Origin of the sequence: Enterobacter cloacae complex sp. S1 (assembly GCF_014930525.1) — a bacterium.
Lineage (GTDB): Bacteria > Pseudomonadota > Gammaproteobacteria > Enterobacterales > Enterobacteriaceae > Enterobacter > Enterobacter hormaechei_C.
On sequence record NZ_JADBRE010000004.1, the window covers coordinates 431,771 to 453,656 of the forward strand.

Here is a 21,886-nt window from a genome sequence, read left to right on the forward strand (position 1 = left end):
GCCGCCACCCGGCTTTGTGTTTACCGCATCGCACGTCTCAAAATACGCTCCGCCTGACGCTGGAAGTCAGCGGCCGTCTCTTCCACGGTTTTCTGCCCGTAGTCGATATACTGCAAAGAAGTACCGAACTGCGCCACAATCTGTGGGTCGTCAAAGTATGGCGAGACGGTGAGTTTCGCCGGCAGCGACTGCGCCAGGCGCAGGCCCGCCACGGATGGATCGTCCTCTTTAATGGTGCCGTCTTCGGTCAGATACTGCACCGCCACTTTGCTCAACGGCACGCCGCGCTCAAGACCCAGCGTATCGACCCCTTCTTTGCTGTTGAGCAGGAAGTTAATCAGCTTCGCTGCCGCTTCCGGGTTTTTGGTCGTCTTACCAATCGACAGCATCTGCGCCGGTTTGAAGAACAGACCCGCGTCGGTGGCGCCCGGCAGCATTGGGTAGCTGCCCAGCTCCAGTTTCGCCGGTGGCTTCAGGTTGTCGGAATATTTGTTGATGGTGGAGTTCCACATGTAGGTGCCGCCCCATTCACCCTGGATCCACGGCTTCATCTCATACATGTTGCTCTTACCGAACGAGGCATAGTATTTGGTGTCCGGCATGACGTGGCTGTCGATCAGCTTTTTGTAGGTCTGGAAAAACTCCACCCACTGTTCCTTTGTGTAGCTGAACTTTTTGGTTTTCTCATCCACCGCAGGAATGTTGTACTTCTGGATCATGTACGAATTCAGCAGCGCCAGCGTATCCTGGTGCTCCAGGATCACCGGATAGTATTGCTTGCCGAGCTTGCTCTCGAAGGTTTTACCGGCCGCCATCAGCTCGTCCCAGGTTTTCGGGTACGCAATACCCGCTTTTTTCCAGGTTTCGTCATTGAAGTAGAACACGCGCGCCGTCACCGAGATCGGAATGCCGTTCAGCTTGCCGTCCACGGTGGTGGTTTGCAGCTCTTTGGGATCGAACTGCGACAGGTCGATCACGTCCTTCATCTTGTTCAGATCGTAGAAGCCGTCACCGGTTTTGGAGAAGATCGGCAGCCAGTTCCAGTTGGTCTGCATCACGTCCGGCTCGGTGCCGCCCGCAATCTGGGTGGTCAGACGGGAGAGGTGACCGTCCCAGCCGGTGTATTCCGCTTTTACGTTGATGTCCGGGTTCTGCTTATGGAACTCTTCCAGCGCTTTCAGAGTGACCTGGTGACGGCCATTGCCGCCCCACCAGGACATCCGTAAATCCACATTCTGCGCCATCGATGGCAAAGCGGTAAGGCCCAGGGTCGCGGAGATTGCTGCGCTTAAAAGCACTTTTTTCATTTTTATCACTCCATCAGAGAGAGAGGTTCTGTTCAGTTTTTGCGTCAAAAATATGACACTTGTTCATCTCAAACGTGAAATACACCTTACGATGAAGCCCTTTATCAATCATTGGCTTAGCTTCATCGGACGGGATTCGGGCGGTCAGTTCGTAGTCCGCGACCTTCAGGTACACAAAGAATTCGTGGCCCATGTTCTCCACGCGCACCATCTCCCCGCTACAGCCGCCATTCGGGAAGGGCTCATCAGAGAGCGACACAAATTCCGGGCGCACGCCGTAGAAGATCTCCTGACCCGCGTAAGCCGCGACTTTCTCCTGCTTCTCCGCGTTCAGCGGCATGGTTTCATCGCCAATGGCGATGTGCAGCTGGCCCGCTTTTTCGACCAGCACGCTTTTGCGTATATTCATCTCCGGCGCGCCGATAAAGCCCGCCACGAACATGTTCTTCGGCTTGTGGTAGAGGTTGTCCGGCGTATCGACCTGCATGATATGGCCGAGCTTCATCACGCAGATGCGGTCGCCCATGGTCATCGCTTCGGTCTGGTCGTGGGTCACGTAAACGGTGGTCGCCGGTTTACCCGATTTCTTCAGCTGCTTGTGCAGGTCAGAAATACGGATACGCATCGAAGCGCGCAGTTTGGCGTCGAGGTTTGAAAGCGGCTCATCGAACAGGAACACATCCGGCTTTTTCACAATCGCACGGCCTACCGCCACGCGCTGCGCCTGGCCGCCGGAAAGCTGGCGCGGCAGGCGGTCGAGCAGCTCTTCCAGCTCAAGAATTTTGGCGGCTTCATTCACCTGAGACTCAATCTGTTCTTTCGGCAGTTTGCTCAGCTTGAGACCAAAGGCCAGATTCTCGCGCACCGTCATGTGCGGATAGAGGGCGTAGTTCTGGAACACCATTGCAATACCGCGCTCCTTCGGCGCGAGGTTGTTCACGATCTTGTCGCCGATGCGCACCTCGCCGCCGCTGATGGTTTCCAGCCCCGCCAGCATGCGCAGGGTCGTGGATTTGGCGCAGCCGGACGGCCCGACAATCACCATGAATTCCCCTTCAGCAATTTTAAGATCGATAGCGTGTACCGCTTTAAAGCCGTTGGAGTAGACCTTTTCCAGCTTGTTGAAAATAACTTCAGCCATGGTATTTCCCTCTTAACCTTTAATTCCGCTGCTGGTGACGCCCTGTACGAAGTAGCGCTGTGCCAGGAAGAAGACAATGATGGATGGCAGAATGGAGATGCTCGCCATTGCCAGAATTTCGTTCCACGGCGCGCCTTCGGTGACGTCGATGGACATTTTCAGCGCCAGTGCGATGGGGTATTTATCCACGCTGTAGACGTAAATCAGCGGCCCGATAAAGTCGTTCATGGACCACATGAACTGGAACAGGGCGACGGAGATAATGGCCGGTTTCAGGATCGGTACCACCACGTACCACAGCACCTGGAAGGAGTTACAGCCGTCAATCTGCGCCGCCTCTTCCATGTCTCGCGGGACGCCGCGCAGGAACTGGATCAGCATGAAGACGAAGAACCCCTGAGTGGCGAAGGCCAGCGGCAGGTACAGCGGCATATAGCTGTTGAGCATGCCCATTTCACGGAACATGAGGTACTGCGGGATCAGCAGCACGGTGCTGGGCAGTAGCATGGTAGTGATGAGCGTGGCGAACCAGAACTTCTTCCACGGGATCTCGAAGCGGGCAAAGCCGTACGCCACGATGGTGGAGGAGATAATGGTCAGGATCACTTTCGGGATCACATACTTAAAGGTATTCAGCATGTAATGGCCGAAGTTGTACTCGGTGCCGGTTTTCCAGCCGTTCACGAAACCATCCCAGGTGGCGTGGGCTGGCCACAGGCTCAGGGTGGTGAAGATCTCGTGGTTCGGTTTGAACGACGCGGAGAACATCCACACCAGCGGGTAAAGCATCAGCAGGCCGACAACCAGCAGGATCACATAGCGAACGGAGGCGTTGATTTTCTCTCTGCGCAGCGTGCGGGCCACTTCGCGTTCGGCGACGCTTCTTGCCGTGGAGAGTTGTTGAATATCAGCCATTTTTGCCTCCTTTATCGGCTGAGTAAAACACCCAGTATTTCGACGACTTAAAGGCGATACCGGCGAAGACGGCCACCACCAGGAACAGGATCCACGCCAGCGCCGCGCCATAGCCCATATCGAAATACTTGAACGCGGTGTCGTAGATGTAGAGCGAGAACAGATAGGTCGAATAGGTTGGCCCGCCGCCGGTAATGACGTACGGCCCGGTAAATTCCTGGAACGCCTGCGTGGTCTGCATGATGAAGTTGAAGAAGATCACCGGCGTAATCAGCGGCACGGTCACCTTCATGAACATCTGCCATTTCGATGCGCCATCGATCATTGCCGCTTCATACTGGGACTGCGGTACGTTTTGCAGCGCGGCCAGGAAGATGACCATCGCGGAACCGAACTGCCAGACGCGCAGCAGGGTAACGGACATCAGCGCCAGCGACGGCTCGCCCAGCCAGTTCACCGAATCAAAGCCAAATACACCGATAAAGCTGTTCAGCAGACCATCAATGGCAAATAAGGCGCGCCACAATACGGCAATGGCGACGGAGCTGCCGAGGATCGACGGAATATAGTAGGCCGTTCGGAAAAAGCCGATGCCGCGTAATTTAAAGTTCAGGACAAAGGCAATTCCTAATGCAAAGGCGAGCTTTAACGGGATGGTTAAAAATACATAGGCAAAGGTCACGCCCATGGATTTCCAGAAGAGCGTGTCTTCGGTAAACATGTAGCGATAGTTTTCAATGCCGTTAAACACCGGCGGACTCATCAAATCGTAATCCGTAAAGCTGAGGAAAAACGATGAGACGAAGGGGAATGCCGTAAAGAGTATCAGCCCGATGATGTAGGGTGATATCCATGCGAGCCCCAGCAGCTTGTTTTCATTCATACATACCTACCTGGCAATCAATGGTTTAATACGAAATCTGCTTTGTTACATTTTCCCAGGCCTGCGATGCGCGGCATGAGAGCTGAAATTCAGGGTGCAACGTCTGGCAACGGCGAAATCTACGTTTGTTTTTTAACGCTTTTTTGTCTTTCTTTGTGCTGTAAGCGCTTCTGGTTTCAAAAGAGCTGAACCGGCGTTCTTGGATACTAAAACATCGTTTTATTTTATATTATTGCGATTTATTTCTGCGTCATTCGCTTAATGGTGGAAATGTGATCGGCGTCGAAACGCTGTTTCAATATAGTGAGGGAGGTGGCATTTTTGACTTTTCACGAAGCTTTGCCGCCGGCCATGAGGAAGAGATAACGAAGCAAAAAGGGAGCGGGAATAAGAATAGTCACGCAGCGTGGCTAACTACCAGATCTGATAGCAGGTCTACAGATGTACCAATTCGTCATTCAGATAATTCTTACATTCTTGTATGATTTGTTACACCGGAACCAGTCAGGCAGAATTTCACTGCATCCTTAAAAGAAGAACAGTTATGTCAGCGATGGATTTCAAAAAACATACGGATCTCAACTTTCCTCACTATGCTCCCCCGGCGGTCAGCGCTAAAGAAATAGATCTTCTGGGTCTGCTGGACGTCCTGCTGGCAGCAAAAAAACGCATCATCACTATTGTCTTTGCATTTGCACTGGTCGGCCTGGCAATCGCCTTTCTGATACCGCAAAAATGGACCAGTAAAGCGGTCATTACGCCCGCGGAACAGACGCAGTGGAGTTCGCTACGCCAGATGATGGTGGCGCTCCAGGTGCTTGATGTCGACGTGAAAATTACCCGTGCGGATGTGTTTAATCTGTTTGTTAAAAAGTTTCAGTCCCAGTCTCTGCTTGAAGAGTACATGAAGAGCTCACCTTACGTGATGGCTCAGCTCGATGGCGCTCAGGTTGACCCGCTGGAGCTGCACCGCGCGGTGGTCAATATTGCCGAAAAGATGAAAGCCGTTGATAACACGCAGGAAAAAAATGCCGATAAAGCACCGTACCTCTCCTGGACGTTAAGCTTCACTGCCCCAACGGCAGAGGACGCGCAGAAAGTGTTGAAGGGTTACATTCAGTACATCTCCCGCATCGTCGAGCAGGAGACCATGCAAAACATTCGCGATCAGCTGATCCTGAGAACCAAAACGGTTCAGCAGCAGCTGGAGCTGGATCGGGTCCGTCTGACAAATATCCATAATACCAACCTGCAACGCCTGAACTACTCGCTGGAAGTGGCGAACGCGGCGGGGATCAAAAAGCCGGTCTACAGCAATGGACAGGCGGTGAAAGACGATCCGGATTATTCCGTCGCCCTCGGTGCGGACGGGATTGCGCAGAAATTGCAGATTGAAAAAAATCTGAAGGACGTTTCTGAGCTGAACGCCGATTTCCAGAACCGCGAATACTATCTGGCACAGCTGCAAAAACTTTCCTTCGAAGATGTGAGCCTGGAGCCGTTCAAATACCAGCTTTCACCTTCTATGCCGGTGAAAAAAGATGGCCCGGGCAAAGCCCTGATCGTGCTGCTGGCGTGTATTCTGGGTGGACTGTTCGCCTGTGGCAGCGTGCTGCTGCGCGAGGCAATGAGCACCCGCAACCCGCTGCCGGAACAACTTCCTGAGCCGGTTACGGAATAACATCAAAAAAGGCGCTCAACTGAGCGCCTTTTTTTATTTCAGGAAATCTTCGCGAACCGGCGTAAAGGTATCCAGCAGGGTGCCGGGTTTCAGGCAAACGCAGCCGTGCATCACGTGCGGCGCTTTATAGAGGGTGTCGCCCGCCATCACCACATGCTTCTCCTCGCCGATGGTGAACTCAAATTCCCCCGAGAGAACGTAGGTGAGCTGCTCATGCGGATGGTTATGCATCGGGCCAATTGCGCCTTGCTCGAAATTCACTTCCACCGCCATCATCCTGCCGTCGTGCGCCAGAATACGACGCGTCACGCCGTGGCCCAGATCCTCAAGCGTGGTCTCTTTATGGAAAATAAACATATTTTCGCCCTGTTATGTAATGAAACATTGTTTCAATTAATTTATCTCACCCGCGGCGAAAAGGAAACGTTTAGCCAAATAACTGGAAAGGCGATCACAAGTTTGCTTCACTGGGTGAAACGCACAGGAGGAAAGATGAAAACGATCGGTCTGTTAGGGGGCATGAGCTGGGAATCAACGATCCCGTACTACCGCCTGATTAATGAAGGTGTCAAACAGCGTCTGGGCGGTCTGCATTCGGCCAGCCTGCTGCTGCACAGCGTGGATTTCCATGAAATAGAAGCCTGCCAGTCGAGCGGGGAGTGGGACAAAGCCGGGCAGATGCTGGCGGACGCCGCGCTCGGGCTGGAGCGTGCGGGCGCGCAGGGTATTCTGCTGTGTACCAACACCATGCATAAGGTGGCGTCGCACATTGAAGACCGCTGTTCGCTGCCGTTCTTACATATCGCGGATGCCACCGGGCGTGCCATACGTGCCGCCGGCATGACGCGCGTGGCGCTGCTGGGGACGCGCTACACCATGGAGCAGGATTTTTACCGCGGGCGGCTGAACAGCCAGTTCGGGATTGAAAGCCTGATCCCTGTAGAGGCTGACCGGGCGCGCATTAACCAGATTATTTTTGATGAGCTGTGTCTGGGCACCTTCAGCGAAACGTCGCGCGCCTGGTATGCCAGCGTGATTGAGAAACTGGCGCAGCAGGGGGCGGAAGGGGTCATCTTCGGCTGTACCGAAATTGGCCTGCTGGTGCCGACAGACCAAAGTCCGATACCGGTCTTCGATACTGCGGCCATCCATGCTGCCGATGCGGTGGAGTTTATGCTGTCATAAAGGTTTTTGCAGGTCAGGTAAGCGAAGCGCCACCTGACGCGCGTGCGCAATCAGATGTTCACTAAAGGCATCAACCAGCGCTGAGGCGGGCCGGTGCAGTGGGCGGATCAGGCTCACGGTAAAGGGAACCGAAACGCTAAAACGGCGCAGAACCACGCCGCTGCTGGCGTAGTCCATGGCCGTGAGCGGGTTCACCACCGAAATACCCACGCCTGCGCGCACCATCGCGCAAATTGACGCCGCACTGTGCGTTTCCATCACCATCCGCCGCTTCACCTGATGTTCGGCAAACAGGCCATCCAGAAGCTGCCGGTAGCTGTCGGTCTGCGACAGGCTGATATAGTTCTCACCGTGAAAATCCGCCGGGGTCAGCTCCGCTTTGTGGGCAAGCGGGTGGCTGGCAGGTAGCACGCAGACCTCATCCAGCGACAGCAGCTCCGTGCGTTCCGTTCCCGCTGGCGTGACGAGAGTTTCGGTCAGACCCAGATCGTGGCGCTGGGCCGAAAGCCACTCCTCCAGCAGCGGCGACTCCTGCGGCACGATGGTCAGGCTGACCTCCGGATAGCGGGCCAGAAACGGCTGTAACAGTACCGGCAGGAATGACTGGGAAAAGACCGGCAGGCAGACGATGGACAGCTCGCCCTGGCGGAACTCCCTCAGGCTCTCTGCCGCGCTCACGATCCTGTCCAGCCCGTACCAGGAGCGCTGAACCTCCTCAAACAGGCGTAAACCCTGCACCGTTGGATGCAGCCTGCCGCGGGCGCGTTCAAACAGCTTCAGCCCCAGCACTTTCTCAAAACGCGCCAGCTCGCGGCTGACCGTCGGCTGCGAGGTGTGCAGCATGTGCGCGGCTTCAGTGAGATTGCCGGTGGTCATTACCGCATGAAAAATCTCGATATGGCGTAGGTTAACGGCGGGCATAGGGCACCTGATGGCTGAGCGTAGTCCATATCATTTTTGCATAGACTCACGATAAAACGATATTTTTTATTCTCTCCAGGCTATGGCGTAATGATAAAAAACAGATTTCCGGAGACGACCATGCCACGCCCACTCAACCAGACTGAGACCGATTTAAACGCCGATAACCTGCTGCGCTTGCCTGCCGAATTCGGCTGCCCGGTGTGGGTCTACGATGCGCAGATTGTCCGCGAGAAGATCGCCGCGCTGCATCAGTTTGACGTGGTGCGTTTTGCGCAGAAGGCCTGCTCCAATATTCATATTCTGCGCCTGATGCGCGAGCAGGGCGTGAAGGTTGACTCCGTATCGCTGGGTGAAATCGAACGTGCGCTGGCGGCCGGGTTTGATCCGAAAGCCGACAGCGACGCGATCGTCTTCACCGCTGACCTGATTGACGACGCCACGCTGGCGCGCGTGCACGAGCTGCAAATCCCGGTCAATGCCGGTTCGGTGGATATGCTGGAACAGCTTGGGCAGGTCTCTCCTGGCCATCGCGTCTGGCTGCGCATCAACCCGGGCTTTGGTCACGGTCACAGTCAGAAAACCAACACCGGGGGCGAAAACAGCAAGCACGGGATCTGGTATGCCGATATGCCTGCGGCGCTGGAGGTTTTACAACGTTACAACCTCAAGCTGGTGGGCATTCACATGCATATCGGGTCCGGCGTGGATTATGGCCATCTTGAGCAGGTCTGTGGCGCCATGGTGCGTCAGGTTATCGATTTTGGTCAGGATCTGGAGGCGATCTCCGCCGGGGGAGGGCTTTCGATTCCTTACCGCGAAGGGGAAGAGGCGATCGACACGGATCACTATTACGGCCTGTGGAGCGCCGCGCGTGACAGCATCTCCGCCCATCTGGGCCATGCGGTGAAGCTGGAGATTGAGCCGGGTCGTTTCCTGGTTGCCGAGGCCGGCGTGCTGGTGGCGCAGGTGCGGAGCGTGAAGGAGATGGGAAGCCGTCACTTTGTGCTGATTGATGCTGGCTTCAACGATCTGATGCGCCCGTCCATGTACGGCAGCTATCATCACATCACCGCACTTGCCGCCGATGGCCGCGATCTGGTTAACGCCCCGCGCATCGAGACCGTTGTTGCCGGCCCGCTGTGTGAATCCGGTGACGTCTTTACTCAGCAGGAAGGCGGGAAAGTCGAAACCCGTTCGCTGCCAGAGGTAAAACCGGGAGATTATCTGGTGCTGCATGATACCGGTGCGTACGGGGCGTCTATGTCTTCCAACTACAATAGCCGCCCGCTGCTGCCGGAAGTGCTGTTTGATAACGGCGTGGCGCGGCTGATTCGCCGTCGCCAGACCATTCAGGAGCTGCTGGCGTTAGAGCTGGTCTGATTAAACCAGGGCCCCGTCGTCACCGAATCGCGTAACACCAGGGTGCCGGTGAACGGCGGGATCGCTTCAACCGGCTGGTTTTTTGCCAGCCGGATCGCCTGGTCGATCGCCGTGACGATCATGTTGTCGATCGGCAGATACACCGACGACAGGGCAGGCTCCAGCCACTTTGCGCTGGGGGCATCGTCAAAACCAAACAGCGAAATATCCTGCGGGATCTTCAGCCCGGCCTGGTGTAATGCTTTGGAGGCGCCCAGGGCCATATCATCGTTACAGGCAAACAGGGCGCTGAACGATGTCTTTTCCGCAATCAGCTCCTTGCACAGCTCGTAACCCCGCGTCATGCCTGCATCGCCGTATTTAATCCGCCGCTCGTCGAGACGAATACCGTGCTTCTCCAGCGCCTTACGGTAGCCCATCAGTCGCGCTTTACCCGTTGGCGTGTGGATCGGAACGGTGATACAGGCGATCTCCCGGTGGCCCTGGCTTATCAGGTAATCCACCGCTTTGAAGGCTGCGTCCTGCTGTTCAAAGAAGACGCAGCGATCCGCCGCCTGGCTCACTTCACGGTTAATGATCACCAGCGGCGTCTGCACGCTGTTGATCAGCTTCAGGATCGTCTTTTCGCTCATGTAACGCGTATACAGCACGATGGCGTCGCACTTGCGATCGGCGAGCATCTGGACCGCCTGTTCTTCCTGCTCAGGGGCGTCGTGACCGTCGGTAACAATCAGCTGTTTTCCGTGCTTTTCGGTCTGCCGTGACGCCTGCTGTAGCAAACGACCAAAGTAAAAACCGTCGAACGTCGAGACGACCAGACCAATGCTGTTGCTGGTCTGGTTAGCCAGCGAACGCGCGAGAAAGTTCGGACGATAGCCCAGCTCCTCCATCGCGCGAAATACCTGCTGACGCGTGCTCTCTTTAACCTGACCTGTGCCGTTCAGCACGCGCGAAACGGTGGCCTTCGACACGCCCGCACGCAGTGAGACATCCAGCATTGTTGCCATTCGAAATTCCTGTTTCCACGTAATGGTTTGCAGTTTAACACAGACCATCCGGCGCATAAGCGACGTGGGAAGGGCAAAACCCCATAACGATCACGCTTTTCGGTAACGATCCTCGCCCGCGGGATAAATGCCTGTCATTGGCATGCCAAAATGGTGATAAATCGCAATCTGGAATACCTCTTACCTCATTGAGAGCTTAATCACAGAACAAAGCGCCTGTGGGCGCTATTTTTGGCATACCAATAGTATCCGGCTGTCCATCTTATTCAATAAAAGCCCTTTTACTGAGGTATTACCCTATGGCATTTCAGGAAAAACTGATCGACGCTCTGGGCAGTTTTGCCACCACCTTCAACAGCTATCGCTATATCCAGGCGATTAAGTCTGCGTTTATTACCTTAATGCCGGTCATCATTGTGGGGGCGTTCTCGGTACTGATCTCCAATATGGTGCTGGATCCGAAAAACGGCCTGGCGAGCTTTCAGTCGCTGTCGTTTCTGGCGGCGTTAAAGCCGATCACCAGTGCGCTGAACTATGCCACGCTCAACTTTCTCAACATCGGCGCGGTGTTTTTAATCGGCATTGAGCTGGGGCGTATTAACGGCATTAAGTCCCTGTTCCCCGGCCTGCTGGCGGTGATCTGCTTTATCTGCGTGACGCCGACCACGGTGGAAATGCTGGTGGACGGCGAGATGCACGTGGTGAAAGACGTGCTGCTGCGCCAGTTCTCGGATACCCGCAGCCTGTTCCTCGGCATGTTTATCGCCATCCTGTCAGTGGAGATTTACTGCTGGCTGGAAAACCGCAAGGGGCTGAAAATCAGGATGCCAGACACGGTGCCGCCGAACGTCGCCGCGTCGTTCTCTGCGCTGATCCCGGCCATTATCACCACCACCGCCATCGCCACCTTTGGCTTCGTGTTTCATCGGGTTACCGGAATGTATCTCTACGACGCGGTTTACCAGGTGGTGCAACAGCCGCTGGAGCGCGTGGTGCAAAGCCTGCCGGGGATCCTGCTGCTGATGTTTGTCGCCCAGCTGTTCTGGGTGATTGGTATTCACGGCAACCAGATGATCAAGCCGATCCGCGAGCCGCTGCTGCTGGGGGCGATCACTGTCAACATGAGCGCGTTCGAGCAGGGCAAAGAGGTGCCAAACATCATCACCATGCCGTTCTGGGACGTCTATATGAGCATCGGCGGCTCCGGCCTGACCATCGGCCTGCTGATAGCCGTCATGATTGCCACCAAACGTAAAGAGATGAAGGAGATCGCTAAGCTCTCCATCGGCCCGGGTATTTTTAACATCAACGAGCCGGTGATCTTCGGGATGCCAGTCATGCTCAACCCGATCCTGGCTATCCCGTTCATCATCACGCCGCTGGTGACGGGCTCGATTGGCTACTTTGCCACCGTGACCGGATTTGCCGGGAAAGCCGTGGTGATGGTGCCCTGGACCACGCCGCCGCTGATCAACGCCTGGCTGTCAACCGCGGGCTCCATGGGGGCGGTGATCACCCAGTTTATCTGCATCGTGACTGCGGTGATCATCTATCTGCCGTTTGTGAAAATTGCCTCACGCCGCGCAGATCAGGCCGCACTGCAACAAGCCACCGATAACGCATGAGGACAGGATGAGCATAAAACAGATAACCATACCGCCAGATTTTATGCTGGGCGCGGCGGCATCGGCCTGGCAGACCGAGGGCTGGAGCGGCAAAAAGCCGGGGCAGGATTCGTGGATCGATCTCTGGTACAAGAACGATCGTCACGTCTGGCACAACGGCTACGGCCCGGCGGTGGCAACCGACTTTATCAATCGCTTTCGCGAAGACGTGGCGCTGATGAAGCAGGCGGGACTGACGCACTATCGCACCTCGATCAACTGGTCGCGCTTTTTGACCGACTATGAAAACGCCACCGTAGATGAAGAGTACGCCGCCTATTACGACGCGCTGTTCGATGAAATGCACCGTCAGGGCATTGAGCCGATGATCTGCCTGGAACACTACGAATTGCCGGGCGTGCTGCTGGAGACCTACGGCGGCTGGGCGTCGAAGCACGTCGTCGAGCTGTTCGTTCGCTATGCGGAAAAGGTGTTTGAGCGCTTTCACGGCAAAGTCACCCGCTGGTTTACCTTCAACGAGCCGATTGTGGTCCAGACGCGCGTCTACCTTGACGCACTGCGCTGGCCCTATGAGCAGAACACCAGCACCTGGATGCAGTGGAACCACCATAAGGTGCTGGCGACGGCGAAAGTGGTGAAGCTGTTTCGCGAGAAAGGGTATGACGGCTCGGTGGGCTGTATTCTTAACCCGGAAGTGACCTATCCGCGCTCGCGCGCGCCGCATGACGTGCGGGCGGCAGAGATGTACGATCTGTTCTATAACCGCGTCTTTCTTGACCCGCTGGTGCACGGGCGCTATCCGCAGGCGCTTTTTACCCTGCTGGCGCAGCATCAGGTGCAGTGGGATTACACGGCTGACGAGCTGGCGCTGATTGCCGACAACACCGTCGACGAGCTGGGCATTAACCTCTATTACCCGCATCGCGTCAAAGCCCCGTCCCGCGCCTGGCACCCGGAGACGCCGTTCCACCCGGCGTACTACTACGAGCCGTTCGAGCTGCCGGGGCGGAGGATGAACACCTCCCGCGGCTGGGAGATCTTCCCGCGCATTATTTACGATATGGCGATGCGGATTAAAAACGACTATCGCAACATTGAATGGTTTGTGGCGGAAAGCGGGATGGGCGTGGAGAACGAAGCGCAGTTTCGCAATCGCGACGGCATTATCGATGACGCATACCGCATTGCGTTTCTCAGCGAACATCTTTATTACACGCTGCTGGCGCGGGAGGCGGGGGCTAACTGCCACGGCTATATGCTGTGGGCCTTCACCGACAACGTCTCCCCGATGAACGCGTTTAAAAACCGCTACGGGCTTATTGAGATCGACCTTGAAAACCATCGCGCACGGCGGGCAAAGAAATCGGCATCCTGGTTTCGCCAGCTGCGCGATGAGCGTGTGCTGACGCTCAGGGTTGACGATGAATGGAAGTAAGCCTTCTGGTAAAATAGCGCACAAACTGGCCGGGAGGACGTCCGGCCCGCGCATTAACTGATAAACACAGGTGAAAACGTGGATAAGGCTGTCATCCTGCCGGAAAAAAAACAGTACCAGGAGATTGGCGAGGATTTACGGGCGCAGATTATCCAGGGGCATTATCCCGTGGGATCGCGTCTGCCGCCGGAGCGCAACATCGCCGAGACGTATGGCGTGAGCCGCACTATCGTGCGCGAGGCGCTGCTGATGCTTGAGCTACAGGGGACGGTGGATATTCGCCAGGGGTCTGGCGTGTACGTGATGCGCATTCCGGAGGAGCATGAAAACGAGGAAGAACGTTTTCTGAACAGTGACGTGGGTCCGTTTGAAATTCTCCAGGCGCGCCAGCTGCTTGAAAGCAACATTGCCGCCTTTGCCGCAAAAATGGCGACGCGGGCGGATATCGACAACCTGCGCCGCATCATCGAGCAGGAGCAACGGGCTATTGCCGCCGACGATCGCAGCCAGGACAACAACAAAATGTTCCACCTGGTGCTGGCGGGAGCCACACAAAACCAGATGCTGCTGGCGACCGTTGAAAGCGTCTGGCATCACATGGACAGCAGCCCGCTGTGGCAGCAGTTTAACGGCCACATCGCCAGCCGCGCATGGCGGCTGAAATGGCTCGGCGACAGGCAAACCATTCTCGCTGCGCTCCGCCGCCGCGACGTGATGGGGGCGTGGCAGGCGATGTTCCAGCATCTTGAAAACGTCAAAAAGAGCCTGCTTGAGCTGTCAGACGAAGACGCGCCAGATTTTGACGGCTATCTCTTTGAATCGGTCCCCCTTTTCCAGGGGAAACTGGTGTGAATATACTGCCGCTTCACGCTGCGCCGCAGTTTACACAGCGGGTGATCGACTGGATCTGGAACGCGTTTGGTGAAGGTATGCCGCGTGCCTTTTTCCAGAGCATTGTTGAGCACAGCCTGACGCCGGGCGAGTTACCGCTCACCTTTATTGCCGTTGAGGATGACCACCTGCTGGGCACCGTTGGGTTGTGGCGTTGCGATTTAATTTCCCGGCAGGATCTCCACCCCTGGCTGGCTGCGCTGTATGTCGATGAAGCCGCCCGGGGAAACGGGCTGGCGGGAAAACTTCAGCAGCATGTTATCGGCTACGCGCGACGCGCCGGGTATCACGAGCTTCATCTCTGGTCTGCCTGCCGCGACTTCTACGAACGTTACGGCTGGCACTACATTGGCGATGCGCTGGAATACCCGGATAAAACCGTCCATCTCTATCGCTGTTCGCTCACGGCTTCCGCGGGCGATACCACCGAGTGACGGCGCACTAAGGTTGGGCTGAACAGGTGGGTAATTTCCGGTGGCGGGCGATGCTCGGCCAGCGCTAACGCCAGTTCTGCCGCCTGCGTTGCCATGGTCACAATCGGGTAGCGCACGGTGGTCAGGCGAGGGCGCACGTAGCGTGACACCAGCACATCATCAAAGCCAATCAGCGAAATTTCTGCCGGGACGTCAATCCCGTTATCATTCAGCACGCCCATTGCGCCGGCGGCCATGGAGTCGTTATAGCTGGCCACGGCGGTGAAATTCCGCCCGCGGCCCAGCAGCTCCGTCATCGCCTGCTCGCCGCCACTCTCATCCGGTTCTCCGTACGCCACAAGACGATCGTTGCACGGCAGACCGGCTTCGCGCAGCGCGTCGTAATAGCCCTGAAGGCGATCTTCCGCATCGGAAATTGGGTGGTTGGAGCACAGATAACCAATTCGGGTATGGCCCTGCTGGATCAGATGACGGGTTGCGAGCCATGCGCCGTAACGGTCGTCGAGCGCCACGCAGCGGGTTTCAAAACCGGGAATAATACGGTTGATAATCACCATCCCCGGCATCTGTTTCATCAGATGGATCAGCTCGGCGTCGGGGATCATTTTTGCATGGACCACCAGCGCCGCACAGCGATGACGGATCAGCTGCTCAATGGCCTGGCGCTCTTTCTGTTCATTGTGGTAGCCATTACCAATCAGCAGGAAATTTCCGGTGTGATAAGAGACTTGTTCTACGGCTTTGACCATCGCACCGAAAAACGGATCGGATACATCTCCGACCACCAGCCCGATGGTTTCTGTCGACTGCTGGGCAAGGGCGCGCGCGTTGGCGTTAGGGTGATAATTCAGGTTTTCCATGGCGTCCTGCACGGCCTGGCGCGATGCATCACTCGCTTTAGGGGAGTTGTTGATCACGCGGGAGACGGTCGCGACGGAAACACCGGCCAGACGAGCCACATCCTTAATTGTCGCCATTCAATACCTTCTTATTGGGGTAAGCGTTTACACACTAACTAGTGTTGCGGAAAAGCTGCGCGCATTCAAGGGGAGCGGGTGAGTGTCCTCTGCAAACGTGAAGCAGAACATCCCTCGCGGTGTAATCGTTACACGGCCAGTCATGTCTGAATAATGTCAATCTGAACCTTTAGTTACACTTTGCCTCAGGCTGTTGCGATTGTCCGTTAGCAACGATGCGTTGTGAATTGCTAGAGTCGAGATCCCAGAGGTATTGATTGGTGAGAATTCCTGGTACGTTTTCGTACTCTTCTCTTGCACCAACCTGCGCGGATGCGCAGGTTTTTTTTCGCCTCTGTTTTTGCTATCGCTCCCTCACTACTTCTCGTGTAATCTGCCACCATTTATACCTTTCACACTGGCTGGCAAAGGGAGTTGAAATGCTTTTTGGGTTCTTCCGCACACTGTTTCGTGTCCTGTTTCGCATCCGCGTGACTGGCGATACGCAGGCACTCTATGGCGAGCGTGTGCTTATCACACCGAATCACGTCTCTTTTCTTGATGGCGTATTGCTGGCGCTGTTTTTGCCCGTGCGCCCCGTCTTCGCGGTGTACAGCTCCATCAGTGAAAAATGGTACATGCGCTGGCTCAAACCGCTGATTGATTTTGTCCCGCTCGACCCAACCAAACCGATGATGATTAAGCATCTGGTGCGTCTGATTGGGCAGGGGCGCCCGGTGGTTATCTTCCCGGAAGGGCGGATTTCAGTGACGGGCTCCCTGATGAAAATTTACGACGGGGCCGGTTTTGTCGCGGCGAAGTCTCAGGCCACCGTCGTGCCGCTACGCATCGACGGGGCTGAGCTGACCTTTTTCAGCCGTCTGAAAGGGCTGGTGAAGCAGCGTCTGTTCCCGAAAATTACCCTGCATATATTACCGCCGACGTCACTGCCGATGCCCGAGGCGCCGCGCGCGCGCGACCGCCGTAAAATCGCCGGGGAAATGCTGCACCAGATTATGATGGAAGCGCGCATGGCCGTTCGCCCGCGCGAAACGCTGTATGAATCGTTGCTGTCGGCGCAGTATCGCTACGGTGCGAAGAAAAACTGCATCGAAGACATCAATTTTACGCCGGATACCTACCGTAAGCTGTTGGCCAAAACGCTGTTTGTCGGGCGTATTCTGGAAAAGTACAGCAAACAGGGCGAAAAGATCGGCCTGATGCTGCCAAACGCGGGTATCAGCGCGGCGGTAATCTTTGGTGCCGTCTCCCGGGGCCGCATTCCGGCGATGATGAACTACACGGCGGGCGTGAAAGGGCTCTCCAGCGCGATTACCGCAGCACAAATCAACACCATCTTTACCTCCCGCCAGTTCCTGGATAAAGGCAAGCTGTGGCACCTGCCGGAACAGCTGACGCAGGTGCGCTGGGTGTTCCTGGAAGATCTGAAAGCAGACGTCACGACCGCCGACAAGCTGTGGATTTTCGCACACCTGCTGATGCCGCGTCTGGCGCAGGTTAAGCAGCAGCCGGAAGATGATGCCATTATCCTCTTTACCTCTGGCTCTGAAGGTAACCCGAAAGGTGTGGTTCACAGCCACAAAAGCATTCTGGCGAACGTCGAACAGATTAAAACTATTGCTGACTTTACCGCCAACGATCGCTTTATGTCAGCGCTGCCGCTGTTCCACTCATTTGGTCTGACCGTGGGTCTCTTTACGCCGCTGCTGACCGGTGCCGAGGTGTTCCTCTACCCAAGCCCGCTGCACTACCGCATTGTGCCGGAACTGGTTTATGACCGTAACTGCACGGTGCTGTTCGGGACGTCCACCTTCCTCGGTAACTACGCGCGCTTCGCCAACCCGTATGATTTCTTCCGCGTACGCTACGTGGTGGCGGGCGCGGAAAAACTCCAGGACAGCACGCGCCAGATCTGGCAGGACAAGTTTGGCCTGCGCATTCTGGAAGGCTATGGCGTGACGGAGTGCGCGCCGGTGGTCTCCATCAACGTTCCGATGGCGGCTAAACCGGGAACGGTTGGCCGCATTCTGCCGGGGCTGGACGCACGTCTGCTGGCGGTGCCGGGTATTGAAGACGGCGGACGTCTTCAGCTGAAAGGGCCGAACGTCATGAACGGCTATCTGCGTGTGGAAAACCCGGGCGTGCTTGAGGCGCCGACGGCCGAGAACGTCAATGGCGAGGTTGAAACGGGCTGGTACGACACGGGCGATATCGTGCGCTTCGACGATCAGGGCTTCGTGCAGATCCAGGGACGTGCAAAACGCTTCGCCAAAATCGCCGGGGAGATGGTCTCTCTTGAAATGGTCGAAACGCTGGCGACCGCCGTCTCGGCGGAGAAAATGCATGCGACCGTGGTGAAAAGTGATGCCAGTAAAGGCGAGGCGCTGGTGCTCTTCACGACAGACGGTGAACTGAAGCGTGACGCGCTGCTCAGGTATGCACGCGAACACGGTATCCCCGAGCTGGCGGTCCCCCGCGATATTCGTTACCTCAAACAGTTACCGGTGCTGGGCAGCGGTAAACCCGATTTCGTGACCCTGAAGGGCATGGTTGAAGAGGCAGAACAGCAAAATGCGTGAGTCAGTGCACACTAACACTTCAATCTGGTCGAAAGGCATGATGGCGGTTATCGCCGCCCAGTTTCTTTCCGCGTTCGGCGATAACGCGTTGCTGTTTGCCACGCTGGCATTGCTGAAAGCTGAGTTTTATCCCGACTGGAGCCAGCCGATCCTACAGATGGTGTTTGTGGGTGCTTACATCGTATTTGCGCCGTTTGTCGGCCAGGTGGCGGACAGCTTCCCGAAAGGTCGGGTCATGATGTTTGCCAACAGCCTTAAGCTTCTGGGCGCGGCAAGTATCTGCTTTGGTATCAACCCGTTTGTCGGCTACACGCTGGTGGGCATTGGTGCGGCAGCCTACTCCCCGGCGAAGTACGGTATTCTGGGTGAGCTCACCACCGGTGATAAGCTGGTGAAGGCCAACGGCCTGATGGAGTCCTCCACCATTGCGGCTATTCTGCTGGGTTCGGTGGCGGGTGGCGTACTGGCAGACTGGCATGTGCTCGCCGCGCTTGGCATCTGCGCCCTGATGTACGGTGGCGCGGTGATCGCCAACCTGTTTATCCCCAAACTGGCCGTGGCGCGTCCGGGGCAATCCTGGCGCTTCGGGCCCATGACCGGCAGCTTCTTCAACGCCTGCCGCGTACTGTGGCGTAACGGTGAAACACGCTTCTCGCTGATGGGCACCAGCATGTTCTGGGGGGCCGGCGTTACGCTGCGTTTCCTGCTGGTGCTGTGGGTGCCGGTGGCGCTGGGCATTACTGACAACGCCACGCCGACTTATCTGAATGCCATGGTCGCCGTCGGGATTGTTGTCGGGGCCGGGGCTGCGGCAAAACTGGTGACGCTGGAAACCGTCGCGCGCTGCATGCCTGCGGGGATCCTGATTGGCGTCGGCGTTCTGTTCTTCTCCCTGCAACATGCCATATTGCCTGCCTATGCCCTGCTGTTGCTGATCGGCATGTTAGGCGGTTTCTTTGTGGTGCCGCTAAACGCGCTGTTGCAGGAGCGCGGCAAGCAGACCGTTGGGGCGGGTAACGCCATTGCGGTGCAAAATCTTGGTGAAAACATGGCGATGTTACTGATGCTGGGGATTTACTCGCTGGCGGTAAAAGCAGGTGCGCCGGTCGTGGCAATCGGGGTGGGATTCGGCGCGCTGTTCGCGCTGGCGATTAGCGGGCTGTGGGTCTGGCAGCGTCGTCGTTGAATTGTGCGGCCTGATGCCCTCACCCCGGCCCTCTCCCACGGGGAGAGGGTGAAAACCCTAAAAACGGCAACGCACGTTGCCGTTTTGCTTTTATTACGGTGCCGGGTAGGTATAAACCTGATGCACCGCTTCAATCTCCGCTAATACCTCTTCACTCAGGTTCAGATGGAAACTCTCAATATTGGTTTTCAACTGATCCATCGTCGTTGCGCCGAGCAGGGTACTCGCCACAAACGGCTGACGACGCACGAAGGCCAGCGCCATCTGCGCCGGATCGAGTCCGTGGCGTTTCGCGATATCCACGTAGGCCGCAACGGCTTTTTGCGTCTGCTCGCCGCTATAGCGGGTGAAGCGGCTGAAAAGCGTGTTACGCGCGCCAGCCGGTTTCGCGCCGTTCAGGTATTTGCCCGTCAGGGTACCGAAGCCCAGGCAAGAGTAGGCGAGCAGCTCCACCTCTTCGTACTGCGTCACCTCCGCCAGACCCACTTCATAACTGCGGTTCAGCAGGCTGTACGGGTTCTGAATGGTCACGATGCGCGGCAGATCGTGTTTATCGGCCAGATGCAGATAGCGCATCACGCCAAACGCCGTCTCGTTGGAAACGCCAATGTAGCGGATCTTACCCGCCCGCTGGCACTCCGTGAGCGCTTCCAGCGTTTCCAGCAGGGTAACGGCCGGAGCACTTTCGTTCCAGGTGTAGCCAAGCTTACCGAAGCAGTTTGTCGGACGCTGCGGCCAGTGCACCTGATAAAGATCGAGATAGTCGGTTTGCAGGCGCTTGAGGCTGGCATCCAGCGCGGCACGGATATTCTTCCGATCGAGGATCTGGTTAGGGCGGATCCCGGCATCGTTATTACGGGAAGGGCCGCTGACTTTGGAGGCGATGACCAGCTTTTCGCGATTGCCGCGTTTCGCCAGCCAGTTGCCGACATACGTTTCAGTAAGACCTTGTGTTTCCGGGCGGGGAGGAACGGGGTACATCTCCGCAACGTCAATCAGGTTAATGCCCTGGCTGACGGCGTAATCGAGTTGTGCATGGGCATCGGCTTCGCTGTTTTGTTCACCAAATGTCATGGTGCCCAACCCCAGTTGGCTGATCTCCAGAGCGCTGTGGGGGATACGATGATAATGCATAGCCGGTTTCCTTTTTTAGACATACAGACTGCGTCAGGAACCTCCCGACAAAGGAATATAAACATGGCAGAGGGAAGGCAAAAGGGGAAGGAAAAAATCAAAAAGGCCAGCAAGCTACTGACCTTTATCTGTTTAACGCTCGATGATCTGGGAGACTTCGTCGCGATTAATCTGCATTTGATTGCCTTCGCGATCGCGGTAACTCACCAGACCGGTATCGTCGTCGACTTCGGGTTTGCCATCGGTCAGGATCATACGACCATCTTTCGTTGACATGACATAGTCGCTGCTGCAACCCGATACCGCAAACGCTAAACCGACTGCTGAGATAATTACTGCCCATTTTTTCATCGTTCTCATCCTCACCTGGCTCGTATCAAATCATAGTGTAGTAATAACCTGATATTACGACAGGTGAAAGGGGGGAAATCTTAAAAAGGAGGAGAATATGTTAGCCGGAGCGCAAAATTGGTAAAAAACTATGTTTTCAACAGGAAGTGGCGTGCCAGCAGCGCCCCGGTGAAATTCTTTTTAAGATAGAAACCGCGCGGCAGCATCAGGATCGGTTCGCCCTGCGCACCTACCGCTTCAGTGAGCGCTTTGCTGTTGGCGGCTTTGGGACGAAGTTGCAGCACTTCGCCATGCCGGGCGGTGATCCGCTCAACCTGTCCCAGCACAATCATGTCCATCAGCTCTTCCCAGTCCTGGGAAAGCTGTCTCTCCTCTTCTTCATTCGGGCTCCAGAGCAGCGGGGCGCCAACGCGACGCTCTGCCAGCGGGATCTGCCTGTCGCCCTCAACGGGTACCCACAAAACCCGCTTCAGCTTATGCCTGACATGGCTGGTTTCCCAGGTCACTCCGCTGTTACCCGTGAGCGGCGCAACGCAGACAAAGGTGGTTTCCAGCGGCCGCCCCTGGCTATCGATGGGGATCGTCTTCAGTTCCACCCCCAGCGCCGCAAAATCTTGCTCGGGTTTACTGCCCGCGCTTGCGCCCAGCCAGCGCTCCAGCAACACGCCGATCCAGCCTTTATCACGCTTCAGATCGTTGGGTATCGTCAACCCCGCCATCACGGCCAGCTCGCCCAGTGAATAGCCTGCCAGACGTTGTGCCTGCTGGAGCAACTGGGCTTCACTGACGGGAGGAGAGAGCAGTGGGGCGAGAGAATGCATGCTAACGACCTTTTGATTAAAAAATGAGCT

Annotated in this window: 20 protein-coding genes; 9 read left to right on the forward strand and 11 right to left on the reverse strand. The window is 56.3% G+C overall.

The annotated features are described in order from the left end of the window. Positions 1-20: 20 nt before the first annotated feature. The 4 genes from IM290_RS04585 to IM290_RS04600 are packed head-to-tail and all read right to left on the reverse strand — an operon-like array spanning position 21 to position 4,246. A complete protein-coding gene (locus IM290_RS04585; protein ID WP_017382862.1) occupies positions 21-1,307 on the reverse strand; it encodes an ABC transporter substrate-binding protein in 1,287 nt (428 codons plus the stop codon). Positions 1,308-1,320: 13 nt separating this feature from the next. Continuing rightward, entirely contained in the window at positions 1,321-2,448 is a 1,128-nt protein-coding gene (locus tag IM290_RS04590) for an ABC transporter ATP-binding protein (protein ID WP_063412953.1), read from the reverse strand. Positions 2,449-2,460: 12 nt separating this feature from the next. Next, a complete protein-coding gene (locus IM290_RS04595; protein ID WP_017692724.1) occupies positions 2,461-3,363 on the reverse strand; it encodes a carbohydrate ABC transporter permease in 903 nt (300 codons plus the stop codon). Further along, positions 3,356-4,246: a carbohydrate ABC transporter permease gene (locus tag IM290_RS04600; protein ID WP_193041468.1), complete on the reverse strand. Its 891-nt coding sequence runs from the start codon at positions 4,244-4,246 to the stop codon at positions 3,356-3,358. Before IM290_RS04600 ends, IM290_RS04595 begins: the two co-directional genes overlap by 8 nt. A gap of 544 nt (positions 4,247-4,790) precedes the next feature. On the opposite strand from IM290_RS04600, the gene wzz(fepE) reads away from it, so the two are divergent. After that, positions 4,791-5,927, forward strand: a complete 1,137-nt coding sequence (gene wzz(fepE), locus IM290_RS04605; protein WP_126513986.1) for an LPS O-antigen length regulator Wzz(fepE) — start codon at positions 4,791-4,793, stop codon at positions 5,925-5,927. A gap of 33 nt (positions 5,928-5,960) precedes the next feature. Here wzz(fepE) and IM290_RS04610 read toward each other — a convergent pair whose 3' ends face one another. Further along, positions 5,961-6,284, reverse strand: a complete 324-nt coding sequence (locus IM290_RS04610; RefSeq protein WP_193041467.1) for a cupin domain-containing protein — start codon at positions 6,282-6,284, stop codon at positions 5,961-5,963. 135 nt (positions 6,285-6,419) lie between these two features. Between IM290_RS04610 and IM290_RS04615 the strand changes: the two genes are divergently transcribed. Continuing rightward, the gene (locus IM290_RS04615; RefSeq protein ID WP_193041466.1) at positions 6,420-7,112 is read left to right on the forward strand and encodes an aspartate/glutamate racemase; all 693 of its coding nucleotides are present in this window, start codon (positions 6,420-6,422) and stop codon (positions 7,110-7,112) included. Here IM290_RS04615 and IM290_RS04620 read toward each other — a convergent pair. Continuing rightward, positions 7,107-8,033, reverse strand: a complete 927-nt coding sequence (locus IM290_RS04620) for a LysR family transcriptional regulator (RefSeq protein ID WP_017382857.1) — start codon at positions 8,031-8,033, stop codon at positions 7,107-7,109. The genes IM290_RS04615 and IM290_RS04620 overlap by 6 nt on opposite strands. 120 nt (positions 8,034-8,153) lie before the next feature. Between IM290_RS04620 and lysA the strand changes: the two genes are divergently transcribed. Beyond that, positions 8,154-9,416 (forward strand): diaminopimelate decarboxylase, encoded by a 1,263-nt coding sequence (lysA, locus tag IM290_RS04625; protein WP_086524029.1) that lies wholly within the window; start codon positions 8,154-8,156, stop codon positions 9,414-9,416. Here lysA and IM290_RS04630 read toward each other — a convergent pair. Further along, positions 9,386-10,423: a LacI family DNA-binding transcriptional regulator gene (locus IM290_RS04630; RefSeq protein ID WP_003862814.1), complete on the reverse strand. Its 1,038-nt coding sequence runs from the start codon at positions 10,421-10,423 to the stop codon at positions 9,386-9,388. The two genes, lysA and IM290_RS04630, sit on opposite strands and share 31 nt — an antisense overlap. A 299-nt stretch (positions 10,424-10,722) precedes the next feature. Here IM290_RS04630 and IM290_RS04635 point away from each other — a divergent pair, with 299 nt between their 5' ends. The 4 genes from IM290_RS04635 (at position 10,723) to IM290_RS04650 (ending at position 14,808) form a co-directional block, all read left to right on the forward strand. Continuing rightward, on the forward strand, positions 10,723-12,048 hold the full coding sequence (locus IM290_RS04635) for a PTS sugar transporter subunit IIC (protein WP_032649375.1): 1,326 nt from the start codon (positions 10,723-10,725) through the stop codon (positions 12,046-12,048). Positions 12,049-12,055: 7 nt separating this feature from the next. Then, positions 12,056-13,483, forward strand: coding sequence for a glycoside hydrolase family 1 protein (locus tag IM290_RS04640; protein ID WP_193041465.1), 1,428 nt, complete (start codon positions 12,056-12,058; stop codon positions 13,481-13,483). 78 nt (positions 13,484-13,561) lie between these two features. Continuing rightward, entirely contained in the window at positions 13,562-14,335 is a 774-nt protein-coding gene (locus tag IM290_RS04645) for an FCD domain-containing protein (RefSeq protein ID WP_003862809.1), read from the forward strand. Then, complete coding sequence (locus tag IM290_RS04650) at positions 14,332-14,808, forward strand: GNAT family N-acetyltransferase (protein ID WP_032649373.1); 477 nt, start codon at positions 14,332-14,334, stop codon at positions 14,806-14,808. The genes IM290_RS04645 and IM290_RS04650 overlap by 4 nt, the downstream gene beginning before the upstream one ends. On the opposite strand, the gene galR is transcribed toward IM290_RS04650, so the two are convergent. Then, a complete protein-coding gene (gene galR / locus IM290_RS04655; RefSeq protein WP_003862806.1) occupies positions 14,763-15,785 on the reverse strand; it encodes an HTH-type transcriptional regulator GalR in 1,023 nt (340 codons plus the stop codon). The genes IM290_RS04650 and galR overlap by 46 nt on opposite strands. Positions 15,786-16,204: 419 nt before the next feature. Between galR and aas the strand changes: the two genes are divergently transcribed. Both aas and lplT read left to right on the forward strand, forming a co-directional pair. Beyond that, the gene (aas, locus tag IM290_RS04660) at positions 16,205-18,364 is read left to right on the forward strand and encodes a bifunctional acyl-ACP--phospholipid O-acyltransferase/long-chain-fatty-acid--ACP ligase (protein WP_193041464.1); all 2,160 of its coding nucleotides are present in this window, start codon (positions 16,205-16,207) and stop codon (positions 18,362-18,364) included. Further along, positions 18,357-19,550, forward strand: a complete 1,194-nt coding sequence (gene lplT / locus IM290_RS04665; protein WP_045894999.1) for a lysophospholipid transporter LplT — start codon at positions 18,357-18,359, stop codon at positions 19,548-19,550. Before aas ends, lplT begins: the two co-directional genes overlap by 8 nt. 93 nt (positions 19,551-19,643) lie before the next feature. Here lplT and IM290_RS04670 read toward each other — a convergent pair whose 3' ends face one another. The 3 genes from IM290_RS04670 to mutH form a co-directional block, all read right to left on the reverse strand. Then, entirely contained in the window at positions 19,644-20,684 is a 1,041-nt protein-coding gene (locus tag IM290_RS04670) for an NADP(H)-dependent aldo-keto reductase (RefSeq protein ID WP_015571754.1), read from the reverse strand. 132 nt (positions 20,685-20,816) lie between these two features. Then, positions 20,817-21,035, reverse strand: coding sequence for a YgdI/YgdR family lipoprotein (locus IM290_RS04675; RefSeq protein WP_003862794.1), 219 nt, complete (start codon positions 21,033-21,035; stop codon positions 20,817-20,819). Positions 21,036-21,163: 128 nt separating this feature from the next. After that, on the reverse strand, positions 21,164-21,856 hold the full coding sequence (gene mutH, locus IM290_RS04680) for a DNA mismatch repair endonuclease MutH (protein WP_193041463.1): 693 nt from the start codon (positions 21,854-21,856) through the stop codon (positions 21,164-21,166). Positions 21,857-21,886 lie beyond the last annotated feature (30 nt).

Coding starts and splice junctions, on each gene's coding strand:
- IM290_RS04585 (WP_017382862.1), bottom strand. CDS start 1,307: ATGAAAAAAGTGCTTTTAAGCGCAGCAATCTCCGCGACCCTGGGCCTT.
- IM290_RS04590 (WP_063412953.1), bottom strand. CDS start 2,448: ATGGCTGAAGTTATTTTCAACAAGCTGGAAAAGGTCTACTCCAACGGC.
- IM290_RS04595 (WP_017692724.1), bottom strand. CDS start 3,363: ATGGCTGATATTCAACAACTCTCCACGGCAAGAAGCGTCGCCGAACGC.
- IM290_RS04600 (WP_193041468.1), bottom strand. CDS start 4,246: ATGAATGAAAACAAGCTGCTGGGGCTCGCATGGATATCACCCTACATC.
- IM290_RS04610 (WP_193041467.1), bottom strand. CDS start 6,284: ATGTTTATTTTCCATAAAGAGACCACGCTTGAGGATCTGGGCCACGGC.
- IM290_RS04615 (WP_193041466.1), top strand. CDS start 6,420: ATGAAAACGATCGGTCTGTTAGGGGGCATGAGCTGGGAATCAACGATC.
- IM290_RS04620 (WP_017382857.1), bottom strand. CDS start 8,033: ATGCCCGCCGTTAACCTACGCCATATCGAGATTTTTCATGCGGTAATG.
- lysA (WP_086524029.1), top strand. CDS start 8,154: ATGCCACGCCCACTCAACCAGACTGAGACCGATTTAAACGCCGATAAC.
- IM290_RS04630 (WP_003862814.1), bottom strand. CDS start 10,423: ATGGCAACAATGCTGGATGTCTCACTGCGTGCGGGCGTGTCGAAGGCC.
- IM290_RS04635 (WP_032649375.1), top strand. CDS start 10,723: ATGGCATTTCAGGAAAAACTGATCGACGCTCTGGGCAGTTTTGCCACC.
- IM290_RS04640 (WP_193041465.1), top strand. CDS start 12,056: ATGAGCATAAAACAGATAACCATACCGCCAGATTTTATGCTGGGCGCG.
- galR (WP_003862806.1), bottom strand. CDS start 15,785: ATGGCGACAATTAAGGATGTGGCTCGTCTGGCCGGTGTTTCCGTCGCG.
- aas (WP_193041464.1), top strand. CDS start 16,205: ATGCTTTTTGGGTTCTTCCGCACACTGTTTCGTGTCCTGTTTCGCATC.
- lplT (WP_045894999.1), top strand. CDS start 18,357: ATGCGTGAGTCAGTGCACACTAACACTTCAATCTGGTCGAAAGGCATG.
- IM290_RS04670 (WP_015571754.1), bottom strand. CDS start 20,684: ATGCATTATCATCGTATCCCCCACAGCGCTCTGGAGATCAGCCAACTG.
- IM290_RS04675 (WP_003862794.1), bottom strand. CDS start 21,035: ATGAAAAAATGGGCAGTAATTATCTCAGCAGTCGGTTTAGCGTTTGCG.
- mutH (WP_193041463.1), bottom strand. CDS start 21,856: ATGCATTCTCTCGCCCCACTGCTCTCTCCTCCCGTCAGTGAAGCCCAG.